This window comes from Paraburkholderia sp. SOS3, from assembly GCF_001922345.1.
Lineage (GTDB): Bacteria > Pseudomonadota > Gammaproteobacteria > Burkholderiales > Burkholderiaceae > Paraburkholderia.
This window is the reverse complement of record NZ_CP018812.1, coordinates 1002426-1028862: the sequence shown is the minus strand read 5'-3', so window position 1 is coordinate 1028862 and position 26437 is coordinate 1002426. Positions and strand designations below refer to the sequence as shown.

Genomic DNA, 26437 nt, shown 5'->3' with positions numbered 1-26437 from the left:
GCGCTGCAACACCGCGCAGGCGCGCGTACGTTGCACGCGCGCGGCAAACGCGGCCTCCGACACGGTCGCTTCAACCTCCGCCAAAGTAGACGTTGCAAAAGCTGATCGGCCCGACGCAATTATTGTTGTGTGCGCTGGCGCCATGCCAGGGCCAGCCGGACCTGTATTTGCCGCTCGCTGTCTCTCCGGACATGCCGGGGCCCTCGCCGGACGCGCCTGGAGACGCTGTCATTCCAGCGCTCGAAGGTTGCGCGCTGGACGGCTGCGCGCTGGTCGACTGGGCAGATGCGCTCGTGAAAACGCCGGTCAGCGCGAGCGCAGCGACTGACGTCGTGAGCAACAGAAGCTTTCTCATTACTCCCTCCTTGCCAAAGCAGATCGACGAGTCGAGGCAAGCGCACCCGTCGCTTCAAACTTAGTCAAAAAGGAAGAAACCTGAAGCTAACTTTCGCGGCGCAATTTCAAATCCGCACGGGCGCGGAGCGATATGCATCGATGGCGAAGCTCATTGAGTCTCTTCGGAGCCAAGAATCGATTGCAGGCAACGCGTAAACTCTGCGGCGTCGACGGGCTTGTGAAGAAAGAAGTATGCGCCGTTCTCGCTTGCGCGGCGCCTTGCTGCGTCGGACGGAAACGCGGTGACGAAAATGATGGGCACGCGGTTTCCGCTCGCGACGAGCTCAGCTTGCAGCTCGAGCCCGGTCATCCCCGGCATCTGGATATCGCAGACCACGCACGCTGTCTTTCCGAATTCGGGCGAACCAAGAAACGCCTCGGCTGATGCGTAGAGTTTCACGCACCAACCCAACGAGCGAATCAGGCTGGCGGTTGCAAGCCTGACCGACTCGTCGTCGTCGACGATCGAAACGATGGAAGCGTTATGCAAGCTGGACATCCTTCACGCAAATTGACAAAGCGCGCACGATGTCGCGCCCACTCGAAACTGCGAATTCAATCTATCTGCAGGGGCTTTTAGCGTAAATCATATGTAAGTATGAAGTCGACCATGTATCGGTTAATCCCGGCTTGAGGATACGCGTCGCGCATCGCGATACATCGTCGACGATCGATGGTGACGTGTGCATGGAATAAACGCCCGGTTTCCAGGTTTACTCATGGGTGGATAACCCATGCAAGCATCACATGTAGACCGAACATGCCGATACAGGGTGCCGGAGCAATGCGGCAATGCATAGCTGCATCGCATTACCGGCCATTACATCGCAACACGCACCTCGACCTCTGTGATCGAATAGATCGAGACAAACGGATACAGCGAATCAACGCGAGTCGAGTCGGCAACAGCGGCTCGGCTTGAATCGTACAGTCTCCCAGGGACCGTGCCGTGGTCCCCTTTGCGCTGCTCGCCGATTGATGCGGGCAGCGCATTTTTTTGCACGAGATGCATGAAAAAATTCGTATGCATGCAGCGGCAGTTAAGTCGTGTTGTCGAAGCCCTCCATTTTCATGCGGCTCTTGCGCCATCCCGCGGGCGGCATGCCGTACTCGCGCTTGAACGCACGGTTGAACGCCGCTTCGGATTCGTAGCCGACCAGCTCCGCAACCGCGGCGAGCGTCTTGCTGCCGGACGCGAGTTCATGTGCGGCCATCCTGAGACGCCAGCTCGCCAGATATTGCATCGGCGGTTGCCCAAGCAGATCGGAAAAGCGTTGCGCCAATGCGGAACGCGACAGGCCGACCTTGCGCGCCAGCTCGTCGACGGTCCATCCATAGGCCGGTTGCGCATGCAGGCTTGCGAGTGCACGGCCGACAAAGCGATCGCGCACGCCTGCCAGCCAGCCTTTGCGATCGTCGGGGAGCGCGTCGATGCAGCGGCGCACGGCCTCGACAAACAGCAACTCGGAAAGCCGTGCGAGTACGGTTGCGCTGCCCGCACGCCATTGCGCGGCCTCTGCCGCGGCGAATTCGAGCGACGCTTCGAGCCACGCCGAGCGCGGATCGTTGCGCATGTCGATCTTGAAGATCCGTGGCAGCGCAGACAACACGGGGTTATTCAACGTTTCGTCACACGCGAGAAAGCCGCATAGAAGGTGCGTTCGCTCACCGCCTCCGCCGTGGGCGAGCCGCAAGATTTCGCCCGGCGAACCCTGTAGCTGGCTTGTCAGCAACGGCGCCGCTGCCACCGGCGCGAGATCGAGCGCGCTGCCCATCAGGTGCGCCTCGCCTTGCGGCACCACGAGCAGTTCGCCGGCTTCGACACGCAGCGCGGAACTCGCGTCGCCGGGCAGTTGTGCCCAGCAGTGCCCTTCGGTGATCAGATGATAGGACACCACACGTTCCGCACGCGGCAGGAAACTGGCGCACAGTGCGGCGTCCGGTTCACCGCTCACGCACCATGGCGCGGTGAATTCACCGTTCAGGTAAAGCGCGCCGGACAGACGCACGAAACGCAGCACATCGGATACCGCATCCATATTCAGCGAACCTGGAAAACCGCGTTGACTCCGGAGTTCCGGCGTTTCGCGCAAAAACTCTGGACGCCAGATCATTCATCGGTAAGGCATTCGTCAAGATACTACTCCCACGTACAGCTGCAACAGCATGCATCGGACACAGACGATGCACGCGGAAACGGTCATCCGTGTTTTGAAGTTGAACGATCAACACGTACGTTTTTTACGTTCCGGAGGGTTGATCGATATCAGGCAGCGCAGCACTCCGACCTTCGACCGTTCGATTCTTCAGGAGCACTATCATGACTCGCAACCCTCTCACCTCGATCGCCCGCTCGCTCGCCGGCGCATGCGCACTGTGCGCGCTCGCCGCGCCCGCCTTCGCCAGCGGCTACGGACCTTCGCCTTTCTACGCGCCGGACGTCGGCGCGCCGGTATCGCAGCGCGGCATCAGCACGCTGACGTTGTCCACGGAACAGAAGCCCGGTTACTCATTGAATGAAACGGACACTGCAGACGGCGCGCCGCCTGACGACGCGAACCCGATGCTCACGGCAGGCGACAAGCACTAGGCGTCAGTAGACCCGATACGAGGCGCAGATCGACGAAGGGCCGCCACGCGTCTGCATGGCGGCCCTTCCCGACACTGTAATAGCGCAATCTATGGCGCCGCGAAGACGCGCTTCAGCCCGCACCCATACGTGTCTGATCGACGAAGCGCTCGGTTGCGTCGTCGATCTTGCGGCCCTTGCGGCCGACAGGACCGTGGATATAAAGCGTCTTCGCACTCGCGCGCGCTTCGGTGCCTGCGGCGTCGGGCGGCGGCGTCATCTCATAGCGCACCTCGCGCGCATGATCGGCCAGTTGCAGGCGCGGATCGAACACGGAATTGAAACGCCACAGCATGCGCACGAAATTCGTCTGCCCGCGCATCAGCAGTCCGGCTGCCTCGGATACGGCACCGCGCAGCGCGGCCCAGCCGAGGTGTTTGCGGTTGAGCACCTGTTGCGTGTTGACCAATTCCCTGTAGAACTCGGGCAATGGCAGACGCGTCGGCAGCACCGCATGCTGGATGTCGTACAGACGATAGTCGAGGCTCGTGAGACGCCGCCGCTCGCGCAGCCAGATTTCGGTGCCCGGATAAGGCGTGTTGACACTGATGTTCACGATCTCCGGAATTTCGAGGCACCACTGACGCACTGCTTCGAAGCGGTCGTGATCCCAATCGGGATCCGCGATCAGATTGATTGCCACCGTGATGCCGAGCGAGCGTGCAAACTCGAGCGCTTCGAAGTTCTTGTCGATATCGATCCGCTTGCGGAATGCTTCGAGCCCGGCCGAATCGATCGCTTCCATGCCGATGAACATGTATTGCAATCCAAGCTTGCGCCAATACTCGAACACATGCTTGTTACGCAGCAGGACATCGCCGCGCGTTTCGAGGTAGTACTGCTTGCGGATATTGCGACGCTCGATCGCACGCGCGATCTCCATGCCGTGATCCGCATGCACGAATGCGACATCGTCGACGATAAAAACGCCGGGCTCGCGAATCGATTCGAGTTCGTCGGCAACCACTTCGGGGCTGCGCGAACGATAGGTACGCCCATAAAATGTCCACGCGCTGCAGAACGTGCAATCCCACGGGCACCCGCGTGCGAATTCGATCGACGCACAAGGGTCGAGCACGCCGATGAAGTATTTGCGCCGATGCCTGAGCAGGTCGCGTGCAGGGCGAATATGATCGAGCGACTCGACGAAGCCCGGCGGCGGTCCCGAACCTTCGCGCGTCACGACGCCGGGCACATTGAGCAGGTTACCGCGTTGCTGCACTGTCTCGAGCAGCAACACGACCGACGCTTCACCCTCGCCCTTCAAGATGCAATCGATCGCTCCGTCGGCATGGCGCAGCAAATCGTTCGCCGTAAATGACACGCTATGGCCGCCGACAAATACGAAGCAGCCTGGCAACGTCTGCTTGATCGTTTTCGAGAGGTCGATAATCTCGGGAATATTGGCGAGATAGTTGCCGGAGAAACACACCACATCCGGCCGCCAGTCGCGTATCCAGCGATGCAGATCGCGATGCGTCTCGACCTGCAGATCGATCAGGCGCACGTCGTGGCCCGCTTCGCGGATGACGGCCGCTACGGTTTCAAGGCCCAAGGGTTCCAGGCGCAGGAACACGCGGGTGTACATCAAGCCACTGGGGTGAACCGCAAGTACTTTCATGCAAACTCCTCGCGACCGAAGGGCACGCCAAGTGCAGCAACCGTTCCTTGCTGCCGGTTACGATGAAATTCCTGCGCACAACGTCTTGCCCATCCTGCCGCGGCTGTGGGCATTCGGCGAGAACTGCTCCCCCGTCAGTTCTGCTCGTCAGGACGATTCTACTGTCGAAGCGGCCAGGTCTGCCTCGAAGCGCGCAACAGCGCCGCAGCGCGGACCGCAGACGGAACGCGCTGCGGCCTGCCGCCTTTGCATGCGTCTGTGATCGGACTTGCCCGCGGCGCGTTTGTTCTCGAAAGAGCGCCGCAGCGGTCGGCGTGGCGCGCGCGGCGCCCGCTAGTCGAGATCGCGCGTTTCCAGTTCGACCGACTGGCCGCCGTTGCGCTCGAGCACACGTTGCGCGGCCGCTTCGATGCGCGGCCGATTCGCTTCGAATGACTGAATCAACTCGTGGGACGACGTACCCGTATTGCCGAAATGATCGTTCAACGCGTCCATTGAAACGCTGCACCAGACTTCCTTACCGCTGACCTTCGCTTCGAATGCAACGCGCGATGCCGCCACGACATGTCGGCGGCCGGTAAATTCGATCGTCATTTTCTTTTCCTCGTGTACTGAAACCGTTGCACGATTGAATCCATCGCGCAGCAAGGATCGCTCCCGCACCGATACCGCATCGTGCTCCGGCGCGGCACCGGGCGCGCCGCGCGGTGCGACAGGGGACAGCCTATGCCCTTCACTGAAGTCGCACAATAGCCGCTCTATAATCGGACATTGGCTTCGAAGTTCGACGCGCTCCGGAGGATCGATACCCATGTATATCGCAATGAATCGCTTCAAGGTCGTCCCCGGATCCGAGGACGAATTCGAGCAGGTCTGGAAAAGCCGCGATACGCACTTGCAGCAAGTGCCCGGCTTTGTCGAATTCCACTTGCTGAGGGGCTCGCAAAAGGACGACCACGTGCTGTACGCGAGCCACACGGTGTGGGCAAGTCAGCAAGCGTTCGAAGCGTGGACGCAATCCGAAGCGTTTCGCGCAGCGCACCGCAGCGCGGGAAATAACCGGCCTCTCTATCTGGGACACCCGGAGTTCGAAGGCTTCGAGGTGATCCAGCATATCGGCAAGTAGGCATACAGCGCGGCGCGCGTGCAGCGTATGCCCGCCTTGGGCAATCAGACTTGCCAGTACGTATCGTCAGCGAACAGCGCTGCATAGAAGTCGAGAAACGCGCGCACTTTCGACGAGACCGTCTTCTTGGGCGGATAGACGGCCCAGACTGCCGGCGCGGTGCGTGTGGTCTGCGCCTCCCAGTCCGGCAGTAGCCGCACGAGCTGTCCTTGCCGCAATGCGTCGCCCACGCTCCACGCCGGCAGCAGCGCGATGCCGCAACCGGCGATCGCAAGTTCAAGCAGCGCGTCGGTATCGTTCGCGCGGACGCGGCCTTGCAGTTGCACCATCACTTCGTGTTGCCGTGCATGCTCGCGCGGCTTTTGCTGCGTGGTCTTGCGTGAGTCTTGCGGTGTAGACCGTCGCGTCGAGGCACGCGTTGTGGCCGTTGTATCGCCGCGCCTAACGAGTATCCATTTGTCGTCGAGCGCTAGCGCAAAGCGCAATGCGATGTGCGCGGCCAGGTCATCAGGAGAGGCCGGCATGCCGTGCTGCTTCGTATAAGCGGGGCTTGCGCAAACGATGCGCCGATGCTCGGCCAGCCGCCGCGCAACGAGTTGAGAATCGGGCAATGCGCCGATGCGAATCGCGAGATCGATACGCGCTTCAATGATATTCAATGGTTCATCGGTTACGACCGCATCGACATCGATATGCGGGTATCGCGTCAGGAATTCGGGCAAATGCGGAACGACATGCCGCCGGCCAAATGACGCGGGCATCGTGACGCGCAGCACGCCTTTCGGCGACGCGTTCAGCGACGACGCCAGCTGTCTCGCTTCGTCGAGGCTTTCTACCGCGGTCAGCGCATGCGTGCGAAACACCTGCCCGCCTTCGGTCAGCACGAGCCCGCGCGTCGAGCGGTTGAAAAGCGCAATACCGAGATCGGCCTCGAGTTCGTTGATATGGCGCGACACTGTCGATGTCTTGATCTCCATCTGGGCGGCCGCCTTGCTGAAGCTGCCGAGTTCCGCCGCATGAAGGAAGGCGCGCACCGCAGCGAAATAGTCCATGTCGGTCCATGAGTAGCTGGAACCATGCATTGGAACATAACGACGTGCGTTGCGGTTGGCTATCCCATTTCTGCAAAGCAGATTCGCCGATGGGGCCGTTCTGCCGCGAGCGTACCCGTCCTAAAGTGACGTCATGGTTTCAGCACGCAGCAGCACCGCATGCGTGTGAGGCGACCCGCCATCACTTTACGGAGAAAATCATGCTGGACAAGACCGACGATTCGACACTGACATTGAACGACGCAGTCAGCAACGCGATCACCGCAGACGCGCAGTATTTCGAGTACACGTCTTCGGCCAACCCGATCGGGGCGAAGCTGATTTCGCGCGTGCCGTATCGAACGTTTCATGCATCGCTGCATGACAGCGGACCGACGCGCACCGTGCCGCTCGATCTTTCCGCGGAACTCGGTTGCCCGGGCCCCGCGACCGGACCAGGGCTGGCCGCGCATTTCGTGCGCATCGTCGCAGGTGAGCGAGTCGCGTTCGCACCCAACGCGACCTCGCTGCTGTTCTATGCGATCGACGGTTCGGGCATCGCATCGCAAGGCAACACGCGCTTCGCGTTTGCGAAAGGCGATTTCTTCACGATGCCGGGCAGCGCGCAGGTGCAGATCGAGGCGGAATCGACCACGCGTCTTTATTACGTGAACGACGCGCCTTTGCTCACCTATCTCGGTGCGAGTGCAAGCAGCGCGCGCTTCACGCCGACGTTGTACCCAGCAGCGCGCGCCGAAGAAGAGCTGCGCAAAGTGTCCAACGCGCCGGGCGCGAGCCAACGCAATCGCGTAAGCATTCTGCTCGGCAATGCACGCTTTCCGCAAACACGTACGGTCACGCATTCCCTGTGGGCGATGTTCGGCGTCATCGCGCCGGATACGATGCAAAAGCCGCATCGGCACCAATCGATTGCGCTCGACTTCATCTCCGATTGCAAACCGGGCTGCTACACGCTTGTCGGCACCGAACTCGACGAACGCGGCGAGATCGTGAACCCGGAGCGCGTCGATTGGGAACCCGGCATGGCGTTCGTCACGCCGCCCGGATACTGGCATGCGCACTTCAACGAATCGGGTGCAAACGGCTATGTGATTCCGATCCAGGATGCCGGCCTGCAGACGTATTTGCGTTCGCTCGACATCCGGTTTGCTCATTGATTCGCGCGTTGACACACGCACACACGCGTGAAAACGCGCCGCCCGAATGCGGACGACCACGCAGAATGCGGCGCGTCCGACGAGTGCAATTGATCGGACGATTTCGCTTAAGCAGCGCCCGCCAGGGCTTTGCCGCCATGAAATGGCTCGACATAGTTTTCTAACAGACTTCGCGAACGGGTCCTCCTATAGTTCGTTCCGTCGCCACGCAATGCAGCACGAAGTGGCCCGAACCGAACCCTGAAGGACCTACCGTGAACATCGAAACGTACGTCGCTCCCGCCGGCAGCGTGATGCCGGTTTCCCCCGCACCGGCTTCGCGCTCGCGCAAGATGGTGCGCCGCCTGGCCGTAACAGCCGCGGCAGCCTTCCTGGCGCTCGGCAGCGCGTCGGCATGGGCCGGCTGGGCTCACGGCGGCACGGCCTACACATCGCACGGCGCGTACAGCGGCGGCCACTATACGTCTTGCGGCGGCGGCAGTTGCTCGCATGCGGGTGGCGCGGTCGGTCCGTGGGGCGGCGTCGGCACGAACAGCGGCACGGTCACGCGTAACGCGCCGGGCCAATTCTCGAACTCGGGCACCGCTGTCGGCCCGTGGGGCAACACGGTCAACCATTCGGGCACCACGAACTGCGCGGGCGGCACATGCTCGCATACGGGCTCGATGACCGGCTCCAACGGCAACACCGCGACGACCTCGGGCAGCGTGACGCGTACGGCGCCGGGACAGTATTCGTCGTCGGGCACGGTGACCGGATCGAACGGCAACACGGTCAGCCACTCGGCATCGACGAATTGCGCGGGAAATTCGTGCTACCGCTCGGGCACGGTAACCGGTAACGACGGCGGTACGGTCTACCATTCGGGCAGCGCGACACGCGTATCGACGGGCGCTGTGGTCACGACAGGCACCGTTACGGGCACGCATGGCACGACGGTCACCACGAGCGGCTCGGTCACGACGGTCGGTGCGACGGTCGCGATCGGTGCGCCGCCAGTGGTCGTGGCGCCGCCGCCTGCTGTTTATGTTCCGCCGCCGGCTGTCTACGTACCGCCGCCCCCGCTGCCGGCTGTGGTGGTTGCCCCGGCGCCGGCCATCTACGTGCCGCCGCCTCCGCCGAAGGCTGTTGTCTACGTTGCGCCGGCGCCGGTTGTGTATGTCGCGCCGAAACCGCGGCCCGCGGTGTGGATCCCGGGTCACTGGGTCGGTCGTGTATGGATTCCGGCGCACTGGGCGTGAGGGAAACGGCAGCCTCGCATCAGCGCAGGCGCACGGGCAGAGACCTGAAAGTGAAATCGCCTACAGGCTGTCGTTAACCGGCACCGCCTCACGCGCGCGAAACCGCATGAAATAAACAAGAAACCGACCAGAGAAAATTCCCGCAACGATTCCCGAGATCAGTCCGTCGAGCACCACGTAGCCCGAGTCGACCGGCACCGGCGCCGATATGGCGAGTTCGACGCCGAGCCAGAATTTCGACGCAAACGTCACGAGAATCAGAATCAGCGGCACTGCCGAGCCCGGCACAGTAACCGTCTTCTGCATGCGGTCGACCGTGAAGCTCGTCTTGCGCGCGATAAACGCGCCGGCGAGCAGCCCGGCCACCGCGCCGAGGACCCACGCGACCGCGGCCTGCCAGCCGGCTGCGCGCTCGGTGGCCAGATGCGCGATGCCCCATACCGCGAACACCACCGGCACGATCGCGAGCTTGCCGAGCGGCGCCGTCCCGCCTTTGAACGCCTTGATGCCGCGCGACAGCAGAAACACGAGCAGAACCCAGACCCACACAGGCGTACCGCGCAAGATCGCTTCGAAAGACATGGTGGTCTCCTGCAAATGCCCGCATGGCGGCGTCACGCGATTATGGCACTCGCGTCTGCCTGCAAAACATGCCTCGGCGAACACTACCGGAAGGTCGGCACGGAACTCGTGCGCTGGTTGCGCACGAGCGCCGTTGCCTCGCTGCACCGGCGTTTCGCCCGCTACGTCGCGCATTCGCATAGGCCAGTTTCGTGCAAGAAACTGGCAAGCCGCAGATAGCCGTAACCGGTGCATTAAGGCCTATCATCGGCCCAGCCACGCGTTCGGTCTGCGAAGACCCAATGCCGCGCGGCGCACATGCCGCCTGTAGATCCGGCGCCCTCCATCAGTACGCAAGCAGTAGGACTTCGTATGTGCATTCCGTCTCCACGCATGCCCCGAACCGCGTCGGCGAACGCATCGACGTCCGCGGTCGAACTGGAAATCATTTAACCACGCGCGCTTGAGCACTGGCTCACGGGCTATAATCCTCCTTGACATGCAACCAAACAGTTGCCTATTATCGACATGGACGACGACGCCGTTTTTCGCGCCCTTGCCGACGCGAGCCGCCGCCTGCTGCTCGACCGGCTTCATCAACGCAACGGCCAGACGCTGGTGCAGCTCTGCGAAGGGCTCGCCATGACGCGCCAGGCCGTCGCGAAGCACCTCGCGCAGCTCGAACACGCGAACCTCGTATCGACCCGTCGCCAGGGCCGCGAAAAGATGCACTTTCTGAACCCGGTGCCGATCAATGAGATCGCCGAGCGCTGGATCGGCAAGTTCGAGCGACCGCGTCTCGCGGCGCTATCGGAACTCAAGCAGGAACTCGAGCAGCCGGACGAAGGCGAACCCGCCGGCTGACACGCCGCGGCACAACCATGCACGCCGCAGCCTCGCACATCAACCGCGGTGCAACGCGATGTCTGGAGGGCTAACATGGAAAGCAGCACGTTCGTCTATGTCACGTATATCCGCACGTCGGCGGACAAGCTCTGGTCGGCGCTGACCAGCGCCGATTTCATGCGGCAATACTGGTTCGGCATGCATTGCGAATCCGACTGGCAAACCGGCTCATCGTGGCGAATGATGTTCCCAGACGGGCGCGTTGCCGATATGGGAGAGATCGTCGAAAGCACGCCGCCGAAACGGCTCGCGATCCGCTGGCGCAACGAATTCAGGCCGGAATTGAAGGCCGAAGGCTATTCGCTGTGCGTGATGGAAATCGAAACGTCCGGCGAGGCGGCAAAACTGACGATCACCCATTCGATCGAAAAAGACGATTCGAACTTTATTCGCGCGATATCGGGCGGCTGGCCGCGCATCCTGTCGAATCTCAAGTCGCTGCTGGAGACCGGCCATGTGGTGCTACCCACAAAGGACATCTGAGCGCGCACGCGCGAAGAAGCGTTATCCAACGGTGCGGATGTCCGTCGTCGGCGGCCAGGCGATCAAGCGTGCGAAACGCGCGCGATGCGAGCGGCAAGCGGCAGGTCCAGGCATCACGAGCCGCTAAACAGATCGGCACATACCTGTGTACCCTGCTCCGTCAACGCAACCGACCCCGTCCCATCAGGCCGCATTTCAACGTCGACAAGCTCCGCCGCCGTCAACTCAGTCAACAAACGCCGCAACGTACTCATCGGCAACTGTGCACGCTTGCTGAGCTTCGCGAGCGAGCACGGCTTGCCCGGCGACTCGTTGCGCGCGCCCCATAATTCACCGAGCACCACGACGAGCTGTACCTGGGGATCGGTCATATCGGGCGCGCCTTCGGTTTCTCGCGGCTCGTGTGGCGAGTCGTCTCCAATCCCATTCATCGTTGCTCTCCCATGCTTTGTAGAATCGCGACGCCTAAGCCGCCGACCGCATACACGACACAACAAGCTTGCCCAGCGTAATTACCGCCTTTTCGACGTGCTCATTCCACGGATAACTGTAATTGAGCCGGATAAAGTTCCGATAGCTCGGCGTCGTCGAAAACATATAGCCGGGTCCGACCGTGATTCCGTTCGCGAGCGCGAGCTGATAGAGCCGCATCGAATCGACCTCGGCCGGCAACTCGACCCACAGCACATAACCGCCGACCGGCTCCGACATCTTCGTGCCTTCCGGAAAGAAGCGCTTGACCATCGCCTTCATCAGATTCGCCTGCTGCGCGTACGCTTTACGCAGCTTGCGCAGATGATGGTCGTAGCCGTCGTTCTTCAGATACTCGGCAATGGCGAGCTGCGGAATCGACGGCGTCGTCAGCGTATTGAGGAACTTGAGCTTTTCGACCTGCTCCCGATAGCGCCCGGTGATCGCCCAGCCGATCCGGTACATCGCCGACAGGCTCTTCGAAAACGACGCGCAATGCAGCACGAGGCCTTTTTCGTCGAAGGACTTGAGCGCCGTCGGGTGCGAGTGCCCGTAATACAGCTCGTGATAGACGTCGTTTTCGATCGCCGGCACATCGTATCGCGCGAGCAGTTCGACGAGTTCGCGTTTCTTGTCGTCGGGCATCTGAAAACCAAGCGGATTCTGGAAATTCGGCATCACCATGCACGCGCCGATCTTCTGCGATTTCAGAATCTGCGCGAGCGCGCCGAGATCGATGCCTTCGCGCGGATGCGTCGCGACCTCGATCGCACGCATGCCCATGCGTTCGATCGCGTGCAGCATCGCGTAAAAGGTCGGCGATTCGACCGCGATCACGTCGCCGGGCTTCGCCACCGCCTGCAAGCACAGATTGATTGCTTCGGTCGCGCCGACAGTAATCACGATCTCGTTCGGATCGATCGTGAGTCCATTCTCCAGATAGCGTTTCGCGATCTGCCCGATCAGCGGCCGCGCGCCTGGCGGCAGTTCTTCGGAGCCATGCCACAAGCCGGGGCGCCGCGCAATCGCGTTCGCATACTGGTTGATCCGCTGATACGGAAATGCGGACGGATCCGGATACGGCGAGCCGAGCGGCACTGCTTCGTCGCTGCGGATCGAGCGCAGCGTGGACAGCACGAGCCGGCTTACGTCGACCGACGCGGAAATGGCCAGAGGCTTAGACGGCGCAAGCTCGGCCGCAACGGCCGGCCCCTGCGGCCGCACGATGTAACCGGATTGCGGGCGGCTTTCGATCACCCCGCGGCTTTCGAGCAACGCATAGGCGCGCAGCACGGTGGTGATGCTCAATCGATGATGCTGGCTCGTGCGGCGCACCGAAGGAATCTTCTCGCCGGGTCGGTAAACACCCTGCGTGACGAGAGCCTCGATGTCGTCGGCAAGCTTCTCATACAGTTTCAACGCCCTTTCTCCCCGGTCGCGGACGCGCCCCGCTCGCCGCGCTCATCGCGCGGCGCGGGACAACGAGCCGCATTTTGCCATCGCTCGCGCATTGGCCTCCACGAGCACTGTGCACCTTTCGCGTGCAGCATAAACCCAACTGTACTCTTCCGCAGTCGCGCGTTGTGTGTCTGCCCGCGGCGCTTGCGCAGCCCTACCATGCATCGCATAGACCGCATTACGTCGAAGGCCGCGTGAATACAAGGCGCAAATCGACGCAGCAGCGGTCGCAGTCGAATGCATCGTGGAGTGAACGTCGTGGAAGAAGTCAAAGAACTGAAGCAGCAAGGACGCATCGAGCCTTATAAACACGCAGCAGCGGGATGGGGTGCGCTGAAGTACGTCGCCCTGAATCTGATCAAGGAAAAGGTATCCGGCACCAACTACCGGACCCTGTTCCGCCAGAACCAGCCGGATGGATTCGACTGCCCGGGATGCGCATGGCCAGATCGCGAGAAGGCATCGACTTTCGAGTTCTGTGAAAACGGCGTTAAAGCGGTTGCCGCGGAAGCGACAGGCAAGCGCGTCACGCCTGCGTTTTTCGAAGCGCACACGGTCGCCGATCTGATGGAACAAAGCGACTACGAGCTCGAGCAGCACGGCCGCCTCACCGATCCGATGATCTACGACTCCGTCAGCGATAAATACAAGCCCATCGGCTGGGACGATGCCTATCAGTTGATCGCGCGCCATCTGAGTCGACTCGACAGCCCGAATCAGGCCGCGTTCTATACGTCGGGCCGCGCCAGCAACGAAGCTGCGTTTCTGTATCAGCTGTTCGTGCGCATGTACGGCACGAACAACTTTCCCGACTGCTCGAACATGTGCCACGAAGCGACGAGCCGCGGCTTGCCGGGCACGGTCGGCGTCGGCAAAGGCACGGTCGTGCTCGACGACTTCGAGCACGCAGACACGATTCTCGTGTTCGGTCAGAACCCGGCGACGAATCACCCGCGCATGCTCGGCGAACTGCGCGAGTGCGCGAGGCGCGGCGCGACGATCGTATCGATCAACCCGCTGCGCGAGCGCGGCCTCGAACGCTTCGCCAGCCCGCAACACCCGATCGAAATGCTGACCGGCGGCAGTACGAAGATCGCTTCGACGTTTATCCGGCCGAAGCTCGGCGGCGACTTCGCGCTGTTGAAAGGCGTTGCGAAACGGCTCGTCGAAATGGACGATGCGGCGCAAGCGGCCGGCGCCGAGCGCGTGCTCGACGTCGAATTCATCGATGCGCACACCAGCAATTTCGCCGCGTTCGCCGACGATCTGCGTGCCGAATCGTGGGACCTGCTCGTCGAGGAAGCCGGGCTGCCGTTCGACGAAATCGAATCGCTCGCGCAAATCTACGCAAAGGGCCGCCGCGTGATTTCCTGCTGGGGCATGGGCCTCACGCAGCATAAGAACTCGGTCGCGACGATTCACATGCTGTCGAACCTGATGATGATGCGCGGCAATATCGGCCGCGAAGGTGCGGGACTCTGCCCGGTGCGTGGCCATTCGAACGTACAGGGCAACCGCACCGTCGGCATCGAGGATAAGCCGACGCAGGCGTTCCTCGACCGGCTCGGCAAAGCGTTCGACTTCGAGCCGCCGCGCGAGCACGGCCTCGACGTCGTCGAAACGATCGCTGAAATGCTCGAAGGCAAGGTCAAAGTGCTGATCGGCCTCGGCGGCAATTTCTCGATCGCAACGCCGGACACGCCGCGCACGTTCGAAGCACTGCGTATGTGCGACCTGACCGTGCACATCACGACGAAGCTGAACCGCAGCCACCTCGTGCATGGCAAGGATGCGCTGATTCTGCCGACGCTTGGCCGCACCGAAATCGACGTGCAGGGCGGCTATTCGCAAGGCGTCACGGTTGAAGATTCGATGTCGATGGTGCACGTGTCGTACGGAATGAATATTCCGGCGTCGAAGAACCTGCAATCGGAAATAGCGATTGTCGCCGGCATTGCGAACGCAACGCTCGGCAGCAAGAAAGTGCCGTGGCTCTGGTACGCCGAAGATTACTCGCGCATTCGCGACGCCGTCGAAAGAAGTATCGAGGGCTTCGACGGCTACGACGAGCGGATCAAGCACCCCGGCGGTTTTCGCCTGCGCGTCGCGTCGAGCGAGCGGATCTGGCTCACGCCATCGGGCAAGGCGCAGTTCATCGTTCACACGGTCGAGCGCGACACGCCGATCAGGCGCGCCCGCGCGCTGCACGGCGAACGCGTGATGACGCTGATGACGACGCGCTCGCACGACCAGTACAACACCACCATCTACGCGCTCGACGATCGCTATCGCGGCGTGTACGGCCAGCGTCGCGTGGTGTTCATAAACGCCGACGACCTGAAGATGCTGGGCTTCGCTGATGGCGAATGGGTCGATATGGAAACCGTCTGGGAAGACGGTATCGAGCGGCGCGCGGATGGCTTCCGGCTCGTCGAATACGACATTCCGCGCGGCTGCATCGGTGCGTACTACCCGGAAACGAATCCGCTCGTGCCGCTGCATAGCGTAGGCGACGTGAGCAATACGCCGACGTCGAAGTCGATTCCGGTGCTGCTGCATCGACACGCGGCGTAGCATCCGGCAACGCGGTTGACCGGAACGACCACGCGCAACGTTTGGTTGCGTGCCCAACTATCCATGCCGGTTTCAGCCGGCGCGCAGCTTTCGCACCTCGCATATCGCATATCGCATCGCAAGCGAAGTCGCCGAACCGTTTGGCAAGTTGCCCGACAATCTGCCGCTCAACGCGCTGACACGCAGCTTCGAACGGTCGCTGCTCGAACAATGCGGTGAGGAATTGCCGGCGGAACTGACAGCTGACCGCGGATACCAGCTGACATTGCAGCAGACGCAACTGCGGACGCAAACCGCGCGCCCCGCCATCGCGCCCGGCCATGGCGCGCGACGCGGGATCATGCAGCTTGCGCCGGCGTCCGCGTAATCTGATCGATGAGGCTTTTCACAGCGGGTGCGCGCTCGAAGCGGCGAAACACCGCGGCCACTTCCGATGGGATGGGGCCGCCGGCAATCTCCCTGTAAGCGACATTCGGGACCTCGACCGCTTTCGTCAGCACGTTCGGCACGATCGCGACGCCCACGCCGAGCGAAACGTCGGCCAGCACCGATACAAGCCCGCCGGGCGCCGTGACGATTTGCGGGCTGAACCGGCCACGACGCCCGACCTCGAACGTGCCCTCGCGCTGCTCAGGCACGACGAACTGTTCGCCGGCAAGCATGCGCGAGCGGATCGGCACATCCGCTTGCGCAAGCGGATGCTCAGCCGGCAGCGCCGCGCAAAACCGGTCGCGCAACAAGACATGCGCGCGTAGTGACGTGGACAGCTCGACCGGCATGCGCACGAACGCGATGTCCACTCGACCGTCTTCGAGCAGCGCCGGCAATTCGTCCATCGGAAACTCATGCGTGTCGATGAACACATGCGGACGCGCCTCACGAAACGAGCGTACCTGCTGCTGCAGCACGCCGCTAAACGCCGCCGAGCCGACGAAACCGAGATTGACGCGCCCAAGCTCGCCCCGCCCTGCTCGGCGTCCGATGTTGACCGCACGCTCGAACTGCTCGAGCGCCACGCGCGCTTCGACAAGGAACGCCTCGCCTGCCTGCGTCAACGCGACCGAGCGCTTCGTGCGCGTGAAAAGCTGTGCGTCGAGCGTGCGCTCGATCTGCTGGATTTGCACCGTGAGCGTGGGCGGCGCGATGCCGAGCATCTCGGCAGCCTGACCGAAATGCAGTTGCTCCGCGACCGCGATGAAATAGCGAAGATGTCTTAGCTCCATGGCTTTATTCGACGTGCTCTATTAGGTACCAGCTAATTATATTTGCAAACACCGATAATGCGCTCAACCGCGAGGACTGGTTCAATGACGATCGGGCCGCTACCCGCGCGGCTTGTTCAACTTGTGCGTCGCCATGCCTCGCGGCCGCACCGAAAAAGGCAAAAGGCCTCCGATGAGCTCGATTCCCGCCGCGCAGACGATGTCGCGCAATACCCCTTTGCTGCTGACCGCTTCGTTGGGCTGCGCGATGACCGTGCTCGACACGAACGTAGTCGGCATCGTGCTGCCGACCGTCGCACGCGAGCTCAACGCGTCATTTGCCGATATCGAATGGGTGATCAGCGCCTACGTGCTGTGCTTCGCGTCGTTGCTGCTGCCGGCCGGCTCGATTGCCGACCGTTTCGGTCGCAAGCGCGTGTTCATCGTCGGCATCACGTTGTTCGCGCTCTCGTCGCTCGCATGCGGCATGGCCCCTACCGCGCAGGCGCTTTATGTCGCGCGGGCGCTGCAAGGGGTCGGCGCCGCGTTTCAGCTTGCGCCGGCGCTTGCGATCATCGGCCACGCATTCCACGGCGAAAGCGAACGCGCGCGGGCATGGGCCATCTGGGGCGGCATTATGGGGCTGACGATGGTCGTCTCGCCGCTGATCGGCGGCACGATCAATGCATACCTGGGCTGGCGCTGGGCGTTCGACATCAATGTGCCGATCTGCGCCGTACTCGCAATCGCGGTGTTGAGAATCGTCGAGGAATCGCGCGACCCGACGCCGCGCACGCTCGATTTTCCCGGCATTGGACTGTTCGCATCCGCGATGTTCGGCTTCACGTGGGCACTGATTCTCGGACCCGAGCGCGGCTGGACCAGCGAAGCGGTCGTGCTGCTCGGACTCGCCGGCGCGGGCCTGTTCGCGCTTTTCGCGATCGTCGAGCGCCGCCGCGCGCATCCGATGCTCGATTTCACGCTATTTCGCGCCTGGCCGTTTGTCGGTGCGATCGTCGCGATGTTCGCTTATGCGGCCTGTGCGCAGGTCATGGCTTCGCTGTTGCCGCTCTTTCTGCAGAATGCGCGCGGCGAAAGCGCACTCGACGCGGGTGTCGGCATGTTGCCGTTCGCACTCGCGATGCTATTCCTGCCGATGGTGGGCCGTCGGCTCGGTAAAGTTCTGGCGTCGTATCAGATCCTCACGCTCGGCCTCTTCGTGGTAGGCATCGGCAACGCGGTGATGAGCATCGCCGCGCACTCGGAAGGCTTCGCGGTGCTGCTCGCAGGCATGGCGCTGCTCGGCAGTGGCGGCGGTCTGCTGAACGGCGAAACGCAAAAGGCCATCATGGGCACCGTCCCGCGCGACCGGGCAGGCATGGCATCGGGCATCAGCACCACCTCGCGCTTCTCGGGGATTCTGCTGGGCTTTTCGGGCCTCGGCGCCGTGCTCGCCGTTAGCGTACACGGCGCGGTGTTGCGCAATCTCGCCGACGCGAACGTGCCGGTCGCGCCTGGTTTCGTCGACCGTATCGTCGCGGGCGACTTTGAGCGCGCAACCCGGTTGTATCCGCAATCAGTCGTGCAAAGCGTCGCCCATCTCGCGCACGCCGGCTACGGCGCGGGCTTCGGCAACGCGTTCGCGGCCGCGGCAGTGGTCGCGCTCGCGGCCGCCATCATTGTGTTCTGCTCGATGCGACACGGCGCGCGATAATGTCGCGCGCGCATCCGCGCGCTCACGACGACAATCGCGATGACAAGATATGAAGTTCTCGCCAATACGATGGCGGCGGAGATTCGCTCGGGGAGCATCAAGGTTGGCGCGCGCATGCCTTCTTTGCGCCAGGTTATCGCGCAGCACGGCGTCAGCCAGTCGACGGTTTTTCGCGCGTACTATCTGCTCGAAGAGTGGGGGCTGATACGCGCGCAGGAACGCTCCGGCTACTACGTCGCACCCGGAGCGGCGGTCGCGCGAAGCCTCGGGCAGCAGCCCGCCACGGCGCCGGCCGAGCCGGCGAAAGTCGACATCAGCAATCTGGTCTTCTCGGTACTCGAAGCGGCCAGGCACCCCGACATCGTGCCGCTCGGCTCCGCGTTTCCGTCGCCGCTTCTGTTTCCGCTGCAGCGCCTCGCCAGGTCGCTTGGCCAATCGGCGCGTTTCGTGAGCCCATGGAGCACCGTCGCCGATCTTCCGCCGGGCAATGAGGCGCTGCGTAGCCAGATCGCGCTGCGCTACCTCGGCATGGGCATCGCGCAGCCCGCGGACGAGCTTGTCGTCACGAATGGCGCCCTCGAGGCGCTGAACCTATGTCTGATGGCCGTCACACGCCCGGGCGACGTCGTGGCGATCGAATCGCCGGGATTCTACGCGGCGCTGCAGGCCATCGAACGGCTCGATCTGCGTGCCGTCGAAATTCCCGTCGACCCACGCAGCGGGCGCGACCTCGACGCACTCGCGCAGGCGCTGAAAAGCTATCCGATTCGCGCGTGCTGGTTCATGACGAACTTCCAGAATCCAACCGGCGTCACTTTGACAGTCGAGAAAAAGCGCGCGCTCGTAGACTTGCTCGATCGCCATGACGTTCCGCTGATCGAAGACGACGTGTATGGTGAATTACATTTTCAGGCCGATTATCCGTTGCCCGCGCGTGCATTCGACAAGCGCGGCAAGGTCATGCACTGCAGTTCGTTCTCGAAGACACTCGCACCCGGTTACCGGATCGGCTGGGTCGCCGCAGGCAGATTCGCCGACAAAGTTCAAAAGCTCAAACTGATGACCACTCTTTCGTCGAGCATTCCCGTGCAGGCAGGCCTTGCCGATTATCTGCAGCATGGCGGATATGAACGGCATTTGCGCAAGCTGCGCTCGGCCCTGCTCGCACAACTCGCCAGCATGGATGCCGCGATCCGGCGCTGGATGCCGCCCGGCGTAAAGTGGACGCGGCCCGAAGGCGGCTATTTCGTATGGCTCGAATTTCCGGAGCCGATCGACGCGATGGAATTGCATCGGCTCGCAATCGAACGCGGCATCAGCGTCGCGCCTGGGCCGATGTTTTCCGTGGCGCACACATTCGAAAATTGCATACGGCTCAATTTCGGCCACCCATGGAATGCGAAAATCGACGATGCACTGCGCGTGCTCGGCGAACTCGTGCGACGCGTACCGGCGCCGACGCTTGCGTCCGTGGAGCGGCGTTGAAATCCTGACCTTCCGTTCGTTACATCATTTTAGAAGAGACGATTCCCATGTTCGAAGGAACCATTTCCGCCAACCTGCCGAAACCGACGTTCTATGCCGAACTCGAACAACAGGCACGTGCACTGCTAGCCGAAGAAGAGAATCAGGTCGCCAATGCCGCGAATTTCGCCGCATTGCTTTATCACACGATGCCGCAACTAAACTGGGCAGGATTCTATTTTCTCGTCGACGGCGAATTGGTCGTCGGTCCGTTTCAGGGCAAACCGGCCTGCGTGCGCATCGCAGTGGGGCGCGGTGTGTGCGGCACGGCCGCCGCGACGCGACAGACGCAAGTGGTGGCGGATGTGCACGCGTTCGCCGATCACATCGCATGCGATGCGGCGTCGCAATCGGAAATCGTGATACCGCTGGTCACACGAAACGGTGACCTGCTTGGCGTATTGGATCTGGATAGCCCCGTGCTCGCGCGTTTCAACGACGAAGACCGGCAGGGACTCGAAGCTGTGGCAAAGGTATTCGTCGAATCGATCGACAGGTAAGCAGAAAGCAATGGAAACGAACCGCTCAATTCATAAGTCGCGCTGGAGCGGGGACGACACTGGCCCCGCTCTGCCTACAGCATTTTTTTCGCATTTCACTCCTGGCCACCCGGGCTTGCGGTCGTCCCCGTGCTCACCGTGCCGACCTGCGGCGCGCGCATACCACCTTGCTGGGCGACCTTCGCCTCGGCGGCGAGAATATCCTCCGGGTAGTGCACGTTTTCACCGGCCGACGGATCGTAACCCGCGCGCTCGAGCTGCGCGAGTTCCTCCTGCACTTGAGCGCGAGTCACCGACGATTGCGCGAACGACAAAGCGGGTATGGCAATCGCACCGGCTGCCAACGTCAGATAGATAAGCGTCTTCATGATCTGAATTCCTTGATTGATCAAAAGGTCTTCGAAAACCGGAATAGAGCGCTTCGTCTTAGCTACCGAAGTAGATGTTGCAGTAACTCACCGGACCGACACATGGCTTCTGATTGCTGGACGTATCGTTCGGCGTCATCGCCCGATGGCCACCTTGGCTTATGCCCGCCATGCCTGGGCCCTCGCCGCTGCCCGTGTGTTGCGCGTTGTCAGTGCGCACTACCTGTTGCTGGCTAGTCGGACCGGCATCCGCGCGCATGTTGTCCTGCGCGAAAGCACTGGTGAAGATCGTCGTTGAAGCGAGGACGGCAGCAGACATCGTCAGCATCGAAAGCAGTTTCATTTTCAGACTCCTTTTCGTGATCAGGGGTGGGATAAGCGGCGTCCACATCTGCATGAACATCGCCACCCTGATCACTATTCCGGCGTCCGAAAATTATTTGCTCGCCAGTGCACCGTGTTGTCGCTTCCGACGCTGTTATCTGTTCCGGTGTCCTTTCGTGATAGACCAACAAACGTTCTCCTGCAATCCGGAAAAAATCGCGAACGGCGCGTTCAATCGGGAATAAAGACGCCGCGATGCTGTTGCCGCGTTCTGCATGACGGCGATCAGCACACCGGTTGCACACGCAATGATGTATGCACGCGCATGAAAAGAGAGCGTGCGTTTTTGAAATTCGTTCGTCTCACGTTTTACAGGTTTAGGCGATTGTCATCTCCGGCAGGCTCCTGTATTCAGTCGCCATACGCTGCCTGCAGATTCGCAGGCGCGCGCAGGCATCGCGTGCGTGCTTGCACGAGGCCACGCGCGCGGATCAGCGCTGCTTACGAACCCCAGACCTGCATTTCGTCGATCGAGTAGCCCCACGTCGTCGCGCGCTGCGTGCCGTACATGCGCACATAGCGGCCGCTGCCCTTCAGGTTCGCGAGCGACACGTGCCCCGAACCTACGCCGCTCGAAGTCGAGTAGATCGTTGTCCAGTTAGCGTTGTCGTTCGATGTCTGGATCTGATACGTCTTCGCACCCGCATCCCAGTAGATATCAACGCTGGTGATCGTCTTCACTCCGCCGAGATCGACCGTAATCCACTGCGTGCCCGCGGCGTTCCCTTCGATCGAATCCCAACGCGAGGTATTCGCCGTATTACCGTCGAACGCCTTGGATGCGGTCAGGCTCGAGTTGTAGCTCGACGATGCGGTAGCCGGCTTGCCTTGCGAGAGCAGCGTCTTGCCCGGCGTCAATGTGCTCGTGCCGCTCCAGTAGTTTGATCCGAGCTTGGCCTTCGTCGTGTCCGAATTCACGCCGAATTGAGCGAGGTTCCAACGCTTGCCGGTGCTTACGTCGCCGACGTACAGCTGGTAGCCGCCTTGCGTCGTCGACGAGAAGAACACATAGTTCGTGTTGTCGACCGGGGCCGGATCCGAGTTGTTGCCCTTACAGTCGTTGATCGACAGCTGGTTTGGCGCGTCGCCTGGGTTCACTTTCGTGTAAATCTGATCGGCCTTGCCCGACGCACTGTTCCAGCGCGCGTAGAACACCGTCCCATCGCCACGCACCATCGGGTAGTAGGTCTCGAGGCCCGACGGCGCATCGAATGCAACCTTCTGATGCGTCGCAATGGTTTCCTTGTAGACGCTCGAGGCCGCGCCCACGCCGGTGGCGAAGTACACCGCGCTGTTATCGGGCGACGGGAACGGCATCGAGCTTTCGATACCCGGCGCCGTGTTAGTGATGTTGACCACCGACGTAAACTGCGGACCGCCGCTCGTAAACGACAACGTCGCTTCCATCACGTCGCCGTTCTGCTTGAAAAACAGTTTGCTGCCGTCCTTGCTGAATTTCGGATCTTCGTTACGAGTCTGGCCCGTGCTGTTCGTCATGTTGATCGGCGCGCTGTTCGAGCCGATCTGCCACATGAACACGTTCCACGCGTTGGTGGTCTCCCCCATGAACACAAGCCATTTTCCGTCGGGGCTGAACACGGCATTCATCGGGTCCTTGATCCCCCACGATGCCTTTGACACCTGCGTCAAAGTATGCGCCGCAAAGTCGTAGATGTAGATCTGGCTCGTTCCGTCGCCGTAGTTGACATAGCTGTGGTATGCGAGCTTACCCGTGAGAGCGGTAGGGAAAGTCGAATTCGATTGCGAGGCGGGGCTGTTGACACAAGCTGCCTGAACGTGGCCTGCAAGGGCCGTGAGAGCAAAGCCAGCAGCAGCGAGACGATGGGAGAGGGTTGGCATTCTCAAAACTTAGTATTCCTATGATTAATGGCCGCTCTAAGCGAAACGGCACGGACGCGGTAAATCTGTCCCTCTTCCTTTTTCAAGGACAAAAGCTCCGCCACCTCGGGTCGGGGCCGAGGAAAAAAGCCAATTCGCTGAGGTAGCGAAGCTCGATGGAAGAAACTCAGGACTGCGTGCCGAGTAAAAGCCGCACGTCGAACGTTCGTTTCTTTCGCGGTGGCAGGCTTCGTCGAGCAGCTACTAGGGCTGCGAAACGAACCTAATGACAGACAAATGAGCCTGGAGGATACCCGCTGTTATCGTAAAAATAAAGTCTCGGGAATGAAAAATGCGCTTGTCTATTCTGAAATTTTGACCTCACCTCGCGTCGTACATAAGGTCCGAAGAGGAACATTTACGTAGCATCCCTATTTATTTTTTATGGGGGACACCCCGCAAAACATCGCATGTTTGTCGTGAAAAAAACCCTCTGTCTGCTAGAGTGAAACGTGACAAAAACGCAGGCACATGAGGTGAAAATGTCCGTTCACATCCGTGCTTACCTCGCCTCTGCTTCCCGGTGTCTATGGCGTCGCGATCGCACCCTGCTTTATCGCGCACGCTCCGATGTCGCTGATGACTCCACAAGCGTCGATCTCCGCGAGCCGTGGCGCCGCACGTCAAATAAAAGCGATCGCGCTGATAAAATAATCGTCACACCAATTCCGATCCCGTTCGCAATGCCCGGGGGGACAAATCATACGTTTGACGACGGCCCCTTTTCAGAGTCCGCTTCGGAATTCATTGGTCGGAACAATAATGCGGTCGCGTGGATGGGTTTGGGCGTCGCGCTCAGTGCATTTGCGCTTGTGTTTGGCGGGTATGTCGCAATTGCGGGAATGGGAAATTCCGGGATGCGCCGCGTGGAGGTGCGCATGCCTCGCGTGGTGGGAATGACCTGGTTGCCCGGCGATGTCGCTGCCTACCCCGAGATCCCGGCCTCGACTACGTTAGTGGTAGCGCCACCCTCGTCGGACATGGCTCCGCTAGCCTTCGCGCAACCGGCGCCCACAGCGAATACACAAACTGACACAGCCGCTCCGACGACGCGTCAACGCGCGCGCGCCGCACAGTTGGCCGCGCGCCGCGAGCCAACTTTGCGCGCAGCCGACGTGTGCACAAGCACCACTCAGCGCGGCTGCGTACGCAAATATGCAACTAAAGCGCCGGCAGTCGACCCGTTTCACGGCGCCGCGAACGGACCGCGGCGCGTGCAACGAGACTTCGATCAGCCAATGCAGTGGGACAGCGAAACCACCGCCACGTTGGCGCCGCACCCCTCGAACATTTACCAGCACCACTAACCCGTCATTCGACGGTGACCGATTTTGCGAGATTGCGTGGCTTGTCGACATCGGTGCCGCGCAGGCAAGCGACATGATAAGCAAGCAACTGGAACGCAATCACGTGTAGCACCGGCGATAGCGGACCGTAGTATGCAGGCATCCGGATCACGCGTACGCCAGGCGAGATCGAGAATTGCGCATCGGCATCGGCGATCACGTAGAGCTGCCCGCCTCGCGCACGCACTTCCTCGATATTCGATTTCAGCTTGTCAAGCAGGATGTCGTTTGGCGCCGTGACGATTACAGGCATTGCATCGGTAACGAGCGCAAGCGGCCCATGCTTGAGTTCGCCGGCCGGGTAGCCTTCGGCATGGATATACGAAATTTCCTTGAGCTTTAGCGCACCTTCTAGCGCGATCGGGAAATGAAGTCCGCGTCCGAGAAAGAGTGCATTCTCCTTTCGATGCAGTTCCTCAGCCCATGCAATGATCTGCGGCTCGCGCGCGAGTACACTGCGCAACGCATCGGGCAGGCCCGCGAGCTGACGCAAACAGGCAACCGCCTCGTTGTCGCCGATGCGTCCGCGGCGCCGGCCGATCGTTAGCGCGAGCAGAAATAGCGCGGCAAGCTGCGTCGTGAACGCCTTCGTCGATGCCACGCCGATCTCCGGTCCCGCCTGCGTCACAAACGCCCATCGGCTTTGCCGGACCATCGCGCTCGCCGCGACGTTGCAGATGGTCAGCGTCAGCGCTTCCCCCATCGACTGCGCGTAACGCAGCGCGGCAAGCGTATCGGCTGTCTCGCCCGATTGCGAAATCGGTACGACAAGCGTGCCGCGCTCTTTCACATGATCGCGATAGCGGAACTCGCTCGATATCTCCGCATGGGCGCTGATGCCGGCGAGGCGCTCGAACCAGCCGCGTGCGGTCAACGCGGCATAGTGGCTCGTGCCGCAACCGAGCATCAGCACGCGTTCGACGCCCGTCAACATCTCGGGGTCCACGGTACCGAATGGTTCGGTATCGAGGGAATGGACATGTCCGGCCGTTCGCGCGACCGCGAGCGGCTGCTCGAAGATCTCCTTCTGCATGTAGTGACGATAACCGCCGAGTTCCGCATCGTCCTCCTTCGAGACAACTGCGCGGATTTCGCGCGACACTTCATGCCCGTTCGGATCGATGACGCGTACGTCGCCGCGCACTATATCGGCAATGTCGCCGTCTTCGAGATAGATAAAACGACGCGCGCAACTGGCGAGCGCGAACGTATCGGACGCAAGAAAGGCGCCATCGTCGCCCAATCCGACAACGAGCGGCGAGCCTTGCCGTGCACCAATCACGCGCCGCGGCTCGTCGCGGCAGATAACGGCAATCGCATATGCCCCGCGCAACAGGCGCGTCGTGTTGTGGACGGCTGCGAGCAGATCGCCGCAATAATGGCTATGCACGAGGTGAGCAATGACCTCGGTATCGGTCTGGCTATTGAACTCGTATCCTTGCGCGCGCAACGATTCGCGCAATTCCTCGTAATTTTCGATGATGCCGTTATGCACGACCGCGATCTGGTCGCGCGAAAAAATCGGATGCGCATTGTCGATCGCCGGCACGCCGTGTGTGGCCCAGCGCGTATGCGCGACGCCGGTCGAACCGTCGAGTGCTTCGGCTGTGACGTCCGTCTCGAGCGCCCGTACGCGGGAAAGCGTGCGTACTCGCCGAGCCGCGCCTTGCTGAAGCACCGCGACCCCGCATGAGTCATAGCCACGGTATTCGAGGCGCTTCAAACCGTCCAGCAACATCGGCACGATATTACGCTGGGTCACTCCCGCCACGATTCCACACATAATGACCTCCGCTAAAACTGTTCTCTCTCTGATGCGATTGCC

The 26437-nt window shown here is 61.5% G+C and carries 27 protein-coding genes; 13 read left to right on the top strand and 14 right to left on the bottom strand.

The features are described 5' to 3' along the window. Positions 1 to 92: 92 nt before the first annotated feature. Positions 93 to 419, top strand: coding sequence for a hypothetical protein (locus BTO02_RS24605; RefSeq protein ID WP_075159799.1), 327 nt, complete (start codon positions 93 to 95; stop codon positions 417 to 419). A gap of 86 nt (positions 420 to 505) precedes the next feature. Here the strand turns inward: BTO02_RS24605 and BTO02_RS24600 are convergent, their stop codons facing one another. From BTO02_RS24600 to BTO02_RS24590, 3 genes are all read right to left on the bottom strand, one after another. After that, positions 506 to 886, bottom strand: coding sequence for a response regulator transcription factor (locus tag BTO02_RS24600; protein ID WP_075161345.1), 381 nt, complete (start codon positions 884 to 886; stop codon positions 506 to 508). A 330-nt stretch (positions 887 to 1216) separates the two neighbouring features. Then, on the bottom strand, positions 1217 to 1408 hold the full coding sequence (locus BTO02_RS24595) for a hypothetical protein (protein ID WP_156883974.1): 192 nt from the start codon (positions 1406 to 1408) through the stop codon (positions 1217 to 1219). 28 nt (positions 1409 to 1436) lie between these two features. Then, positions 1437 to 2435, bottom strand: a complete 999-nt coding sequence (locus BTO02_RS24590) for an AraC family transcriptional regulator (protein WP_075161344.1) — start codon at positions 2433 to 2435, stop codon at positions 1437 to 1439. Between the two features lie 281 nt (positions 2436 to 2716). On the opposite strand from BTO02_RS24590, the gene BTO02_RS24585 reads away from it, so the two are divergent. Beyond that, entirely contained in the window at positions 2717 to 2986 is a 270-nt protein-coding gene (locus tag BTO02_RS24585) for a hypothetical protein (protein WP_075159797.1), read from the top strand. Positions 2987 to 3098: 112 nt separating this feature from the next. Here the strand turns inward: BTO02_RS24585 and hpnR are convergent, their stop codons facing one another. Both hpnR and BTO02_RS24575 read right to left on the bottom strand, forming a co-directional pair. Continuing rightward, positions 3099 to 4646 (bottom strand): hopanoid C-3 methylase HpnR, encoded by a 1548-nt coding sequence (gene hpnR, locus BTO02_RS24580; protein ID WP_075159796.1) that lies wholly within the window; start codon positions 4644 to 4646, stop codon positions 3099 to 3101. Between the two features lie 333 nt (positions 4647 to 4979). After that, entirely contained in the window at positions 4980 to 5240 is a 261-nt protein-coding gene (locus BTO02_RS24575; RefSeq protein ID WP_075159795.1) for a DUF1488 domain-containing protein, read from the bottom strand. Between the two features lie 217 nt (positions 5241 to 5457). Here BTO02_RS24575 and BTO02_RS24570 point away from each other — a divergent pair, with 217 nt between their 5' ends. Beyond that, positions 5458 to 5772 (top strand): antibiotic biosynthesis monooxygenase family protein, encoded by a 315-nt coding sequence (locus tag BTO02_RS24570; RefSeq protein WP_075159794.1) that lies wholly within the window; start codon positions 5458 to 5460, stop codon positions 5770 to 5772. Between the two features lie 44 nt (positions 5773 to 5816). Here the strand turns inward: BTO02_RS24570 and BTO02_RS24565 are convergent, their stop codons facing one another. Beyond that, entirely contained in the window at positions 5817 to 6824 is a 1008-nt protein-coding gene (locus BTO02_RS24565) for a LysR family transcriptional regulator (protein WP_075159793.1), read from the bottom strand. 200 nt (positions 6825 to 7024) lie between these two features. Here BTO02_RS24565 and BTO02_RS24560 point away from each other — a divergent pair, with 200 nt between their 5' ends. Together BTO02_RS24560 and BTO02_RS24555 are read left to right on the top strand one after the other, a co-directional pair. Beyond that, positions 7025 to 7981: a cupin gene (locus tag BTO02_RS24560; RefSeq protein WP_075159792.1), complete on the top strand. Its 957-nt coding sequence runs from the start codon at positions 7025 to 7027 to the stop codon at positions 7979 to 7981. 293 nt (positions 7982 to 8274) lie between these two features. Continuing rightward, positions 8275 to 9222 carry a hypothetical protein gene (locus tag BTO02_RS24555; protein WP_075161343.1) on the top strand — a complete coding sequence of 316 codons (948 nt, stop codon included), beginning with the start codon at positions 8275 to 8277 and terminating at the stop codon, positions 9220 to 9222. Positions 9223 to 9282: 60 nt separating this feature from the next. Here BTO02_RS24555 and BTO02_RS24550 read toward each other — a convergent pair whose 3' ends face one another. After that, the gene (locus tag BTO02_RS24550) at positions 9283 to 9804 is read right to left on the bottom strand and encodes a DUF6622 family protein (protein WP_075159791.1); all 522 of its coding nucleotides are present in this window, start codon (positions 9802 to 9804) and stop codon (positions 9283 to 9285) included. 507 nt (positions 9805 to 10311) lie between these two features. Between BTO02_RS24550 and BTO02_RS24540 the strand changes: the two genes are divergently transcribed. Then, entirely contained in the window at positions 10312 to 10647 is a 336-nt protein-coding gene (locus BTO02_RS24540) for an ArsR/SmtB family transcription factor (RefSeq protein WP_075159789.1), read from the top strand. A 75-nt stretch (positions 10648 to 10722) separates the two neighbouring features. Beyond that, the gene (locus BTO02_RS24535; protein WP_075159788.1) at positions 10723 to 11172 is read left to right on the top strand and encodes an SRPBCC family protein; all 450 of its coding nucleotides are present in this window, start codon (positions 10723 to 10725) and stop codon (positions 11170 to 11172) included. Between the two features lie 113 nt (positions 11173 to 11285). Here the strand turns inward: BTO02_RS24535 and BTO02_RS24530 are convergent, their stop codons facing one another. Beyond that, positions 11286 to 11543, bottom strand: a complete 258-nt coding sequence (locus BTO02_RS24530; RefSeq protein WP_083615515.1) for a hypothetical protein — start codon at positions 11541 to 11543, stop codon at positions 11286 to 11288. A gap of 94 nt (positions 11544 to 11637) precedes the next feature. Beyond that, positions 11638 to 13062: an aminotransferase-like domain-containing protein gene (locus BTO02_RS24525; RefSeq protein ID WP_075159786.1), complete on the bottom strand. Its 1425-nt coding sequence runs from the start codon at positions 13060 to 13062 to the stop codon at positions 11638 to 11640. 297 nt (positions 13063 to 13359) lie between these two features. Between BTO02_RS24525 and BTO02_RS24520 the strand changes: the two genes are divergently transcribed. Together BTO02_RS24520 and BTO02_RS24515 are read left to right on the top strand one after the other, a co-directional pair. After that, positions 13360 to 15675, top strand: a complete 2316-nt coding sequence (locus BTO02_RS24520; RefSeq protein ID WP_232243661.1) for an FdhF/YdeP family oxidoreductase — start codon at positions 13360 to 13362, stop codon at positions 15673 to 15675. A 49-nt stretch (positions 15676 to 15724) separates the two neighbouring features. Next, on the top strand, positions 15725 to 16042 hold the full coding sequence (locus BTO02_RS24515; RefSeq protein ID WP_075159784.1) for a hypothetical protein: 318 nt from the start codon (positions 15725 to 15727) through the stop codon (positions 16040 to 16042). Here the strand turns inward: BTO02_RS24515 and BTO02_RS24510 are convergent. Continuing rightward, positions 16014 to 16898, bottom strand: coding sequence for a LysR substrate-binding domain-containing protein (locus tag BTO02_RS24510; protein ID WP_075159783.1), 885 nt, complete (start codon positions 16896 to 16898; stop codon positions 16014 to 16016). The genes BTO02_RS24515 and BTO02_RS24510 overlap by 29 nt on opposite strands. A gap of 172 nt (positions 16899 to 17070) precedes the next feature. Here BTO02_RS24510 and BTO02_RS24505 point away from each other — a divergent pair, with 172 nt between their 5' ends. The 3 genes from BTO02_RS24505 to BTO02_RS24495 are packed head-to-tail and all read left to right on the top strand — an operon-like array spanning position 17071 to position 20615. Then, positions 17071 to 18591, top strand: a complete 1521-nt coding sequence (locus BTO02_RS24505; protein WP_075161342.1) for an MFS transporter — start codon at positions 17071 to 17073, stop codon at positions 18589 to 18591. A gap of 39 nt (positions 18592 to 18630) precedes the next feature. Next, the gene (locus tag BTO02_RS24500; protein WP_075159782.1) at positions 18631 to 20076 is read left to right on the top strand and encodes an aminotransferase-like domain-containing protein; all 1446 of its coding nucleotides are present in this window, start codon (positions 18631 to 18633) and stop codon (positions 20074 to 20076) included. Between the two features lie 47 nt (positions 20077 to 20123). Further along, the gene (locus BTO02_RS24495; protein WP_075159781.1) at positions 20124 to 20615 is read left to right on the top strand and encodes a GAF domain-containing protein; all 492 of its coding nucleotides are present in this window, start codon (positions 20124 to 20126) and stop codon (positions 20613 to 20615) included. Between the two features lie 95 nt (positions 20616 to 20710). On the opposite strand, the gene BTO02_RS24490 is transcribed toward BTO02_RS24495, so the two are convergent. The 3 genes from BTO02_RS24490 to BTO02_RS24480 form a co-directional block, all read right to left on the bottom strand. Beyond that, entirely contained in the window at positions 20711 to 20983 is a 273-nt protein-coding gene (locus tag BTO02_RS24490; RefSeq protein WP_075161341.1) for a DUF4148 domain-containing protein, read from the bottom strand. Between the two features lie 58 nt (positions 20984 to 21041). Further along, positions 21042 to 21326, bottom strand: coding sequence for a hypothetical protein (locus tag BTO02_RS24485; protein ID WP_156883973.1), 285 nt, complete (start codon positions 21324 to 21326; stop codon positions 21042 to 21044). A gap of 482 nt (positions 21327 to 21808) precedes the next feature. Continuing rightward, positions 21809 to 23227 (bottom strand): discoidin domain-containing protein, encoded by a 1419-nt coding sequence (locus BTO02_RS24480; RefSeq protein WP_156883972.1) that lies wholly within the window; start codon positions 23225 to 23227, stop codon positions 21809 to 21811. Positions 23228 to 23718: 491 nt separating this feature from the next. On the opposite strand from BTO02_RS24480, the gene BTO02_RS24475 reads away from it, so the two are divergent. Further along, on the top strand, positions 23719 to 24573 hold the full coding sequence (locus BTO02_RS24475) for a hypothetical protein (protein ID WP_156883971.1): 855 nt from the start codon (positions 23719 to 23721) through the stop codon (positions 24571 to 24573). A 4-nt stretch (positions 24574 to 24577) separates the two neighbouring features. Here the strand turns inward: BTO02_RS24475 and glmS are convergent, their stop codons facing one another. Beyond that, positions 24578 to 26395 (bottom strand): glutamine--fructose-6-phosphate transaminase (isomerizing), encoded by a 1818-nt coding sequence (gene glmS / locus BTO02_RS24470; RefSeq protein ID WP_075159777.1) that lies wholly within the window; start codon positions 26393 to 26395, stop codon positions 24578 to 24580. Between the last annotated feature and the right edge of the window lie 42 nt (positions 26396 to 26437).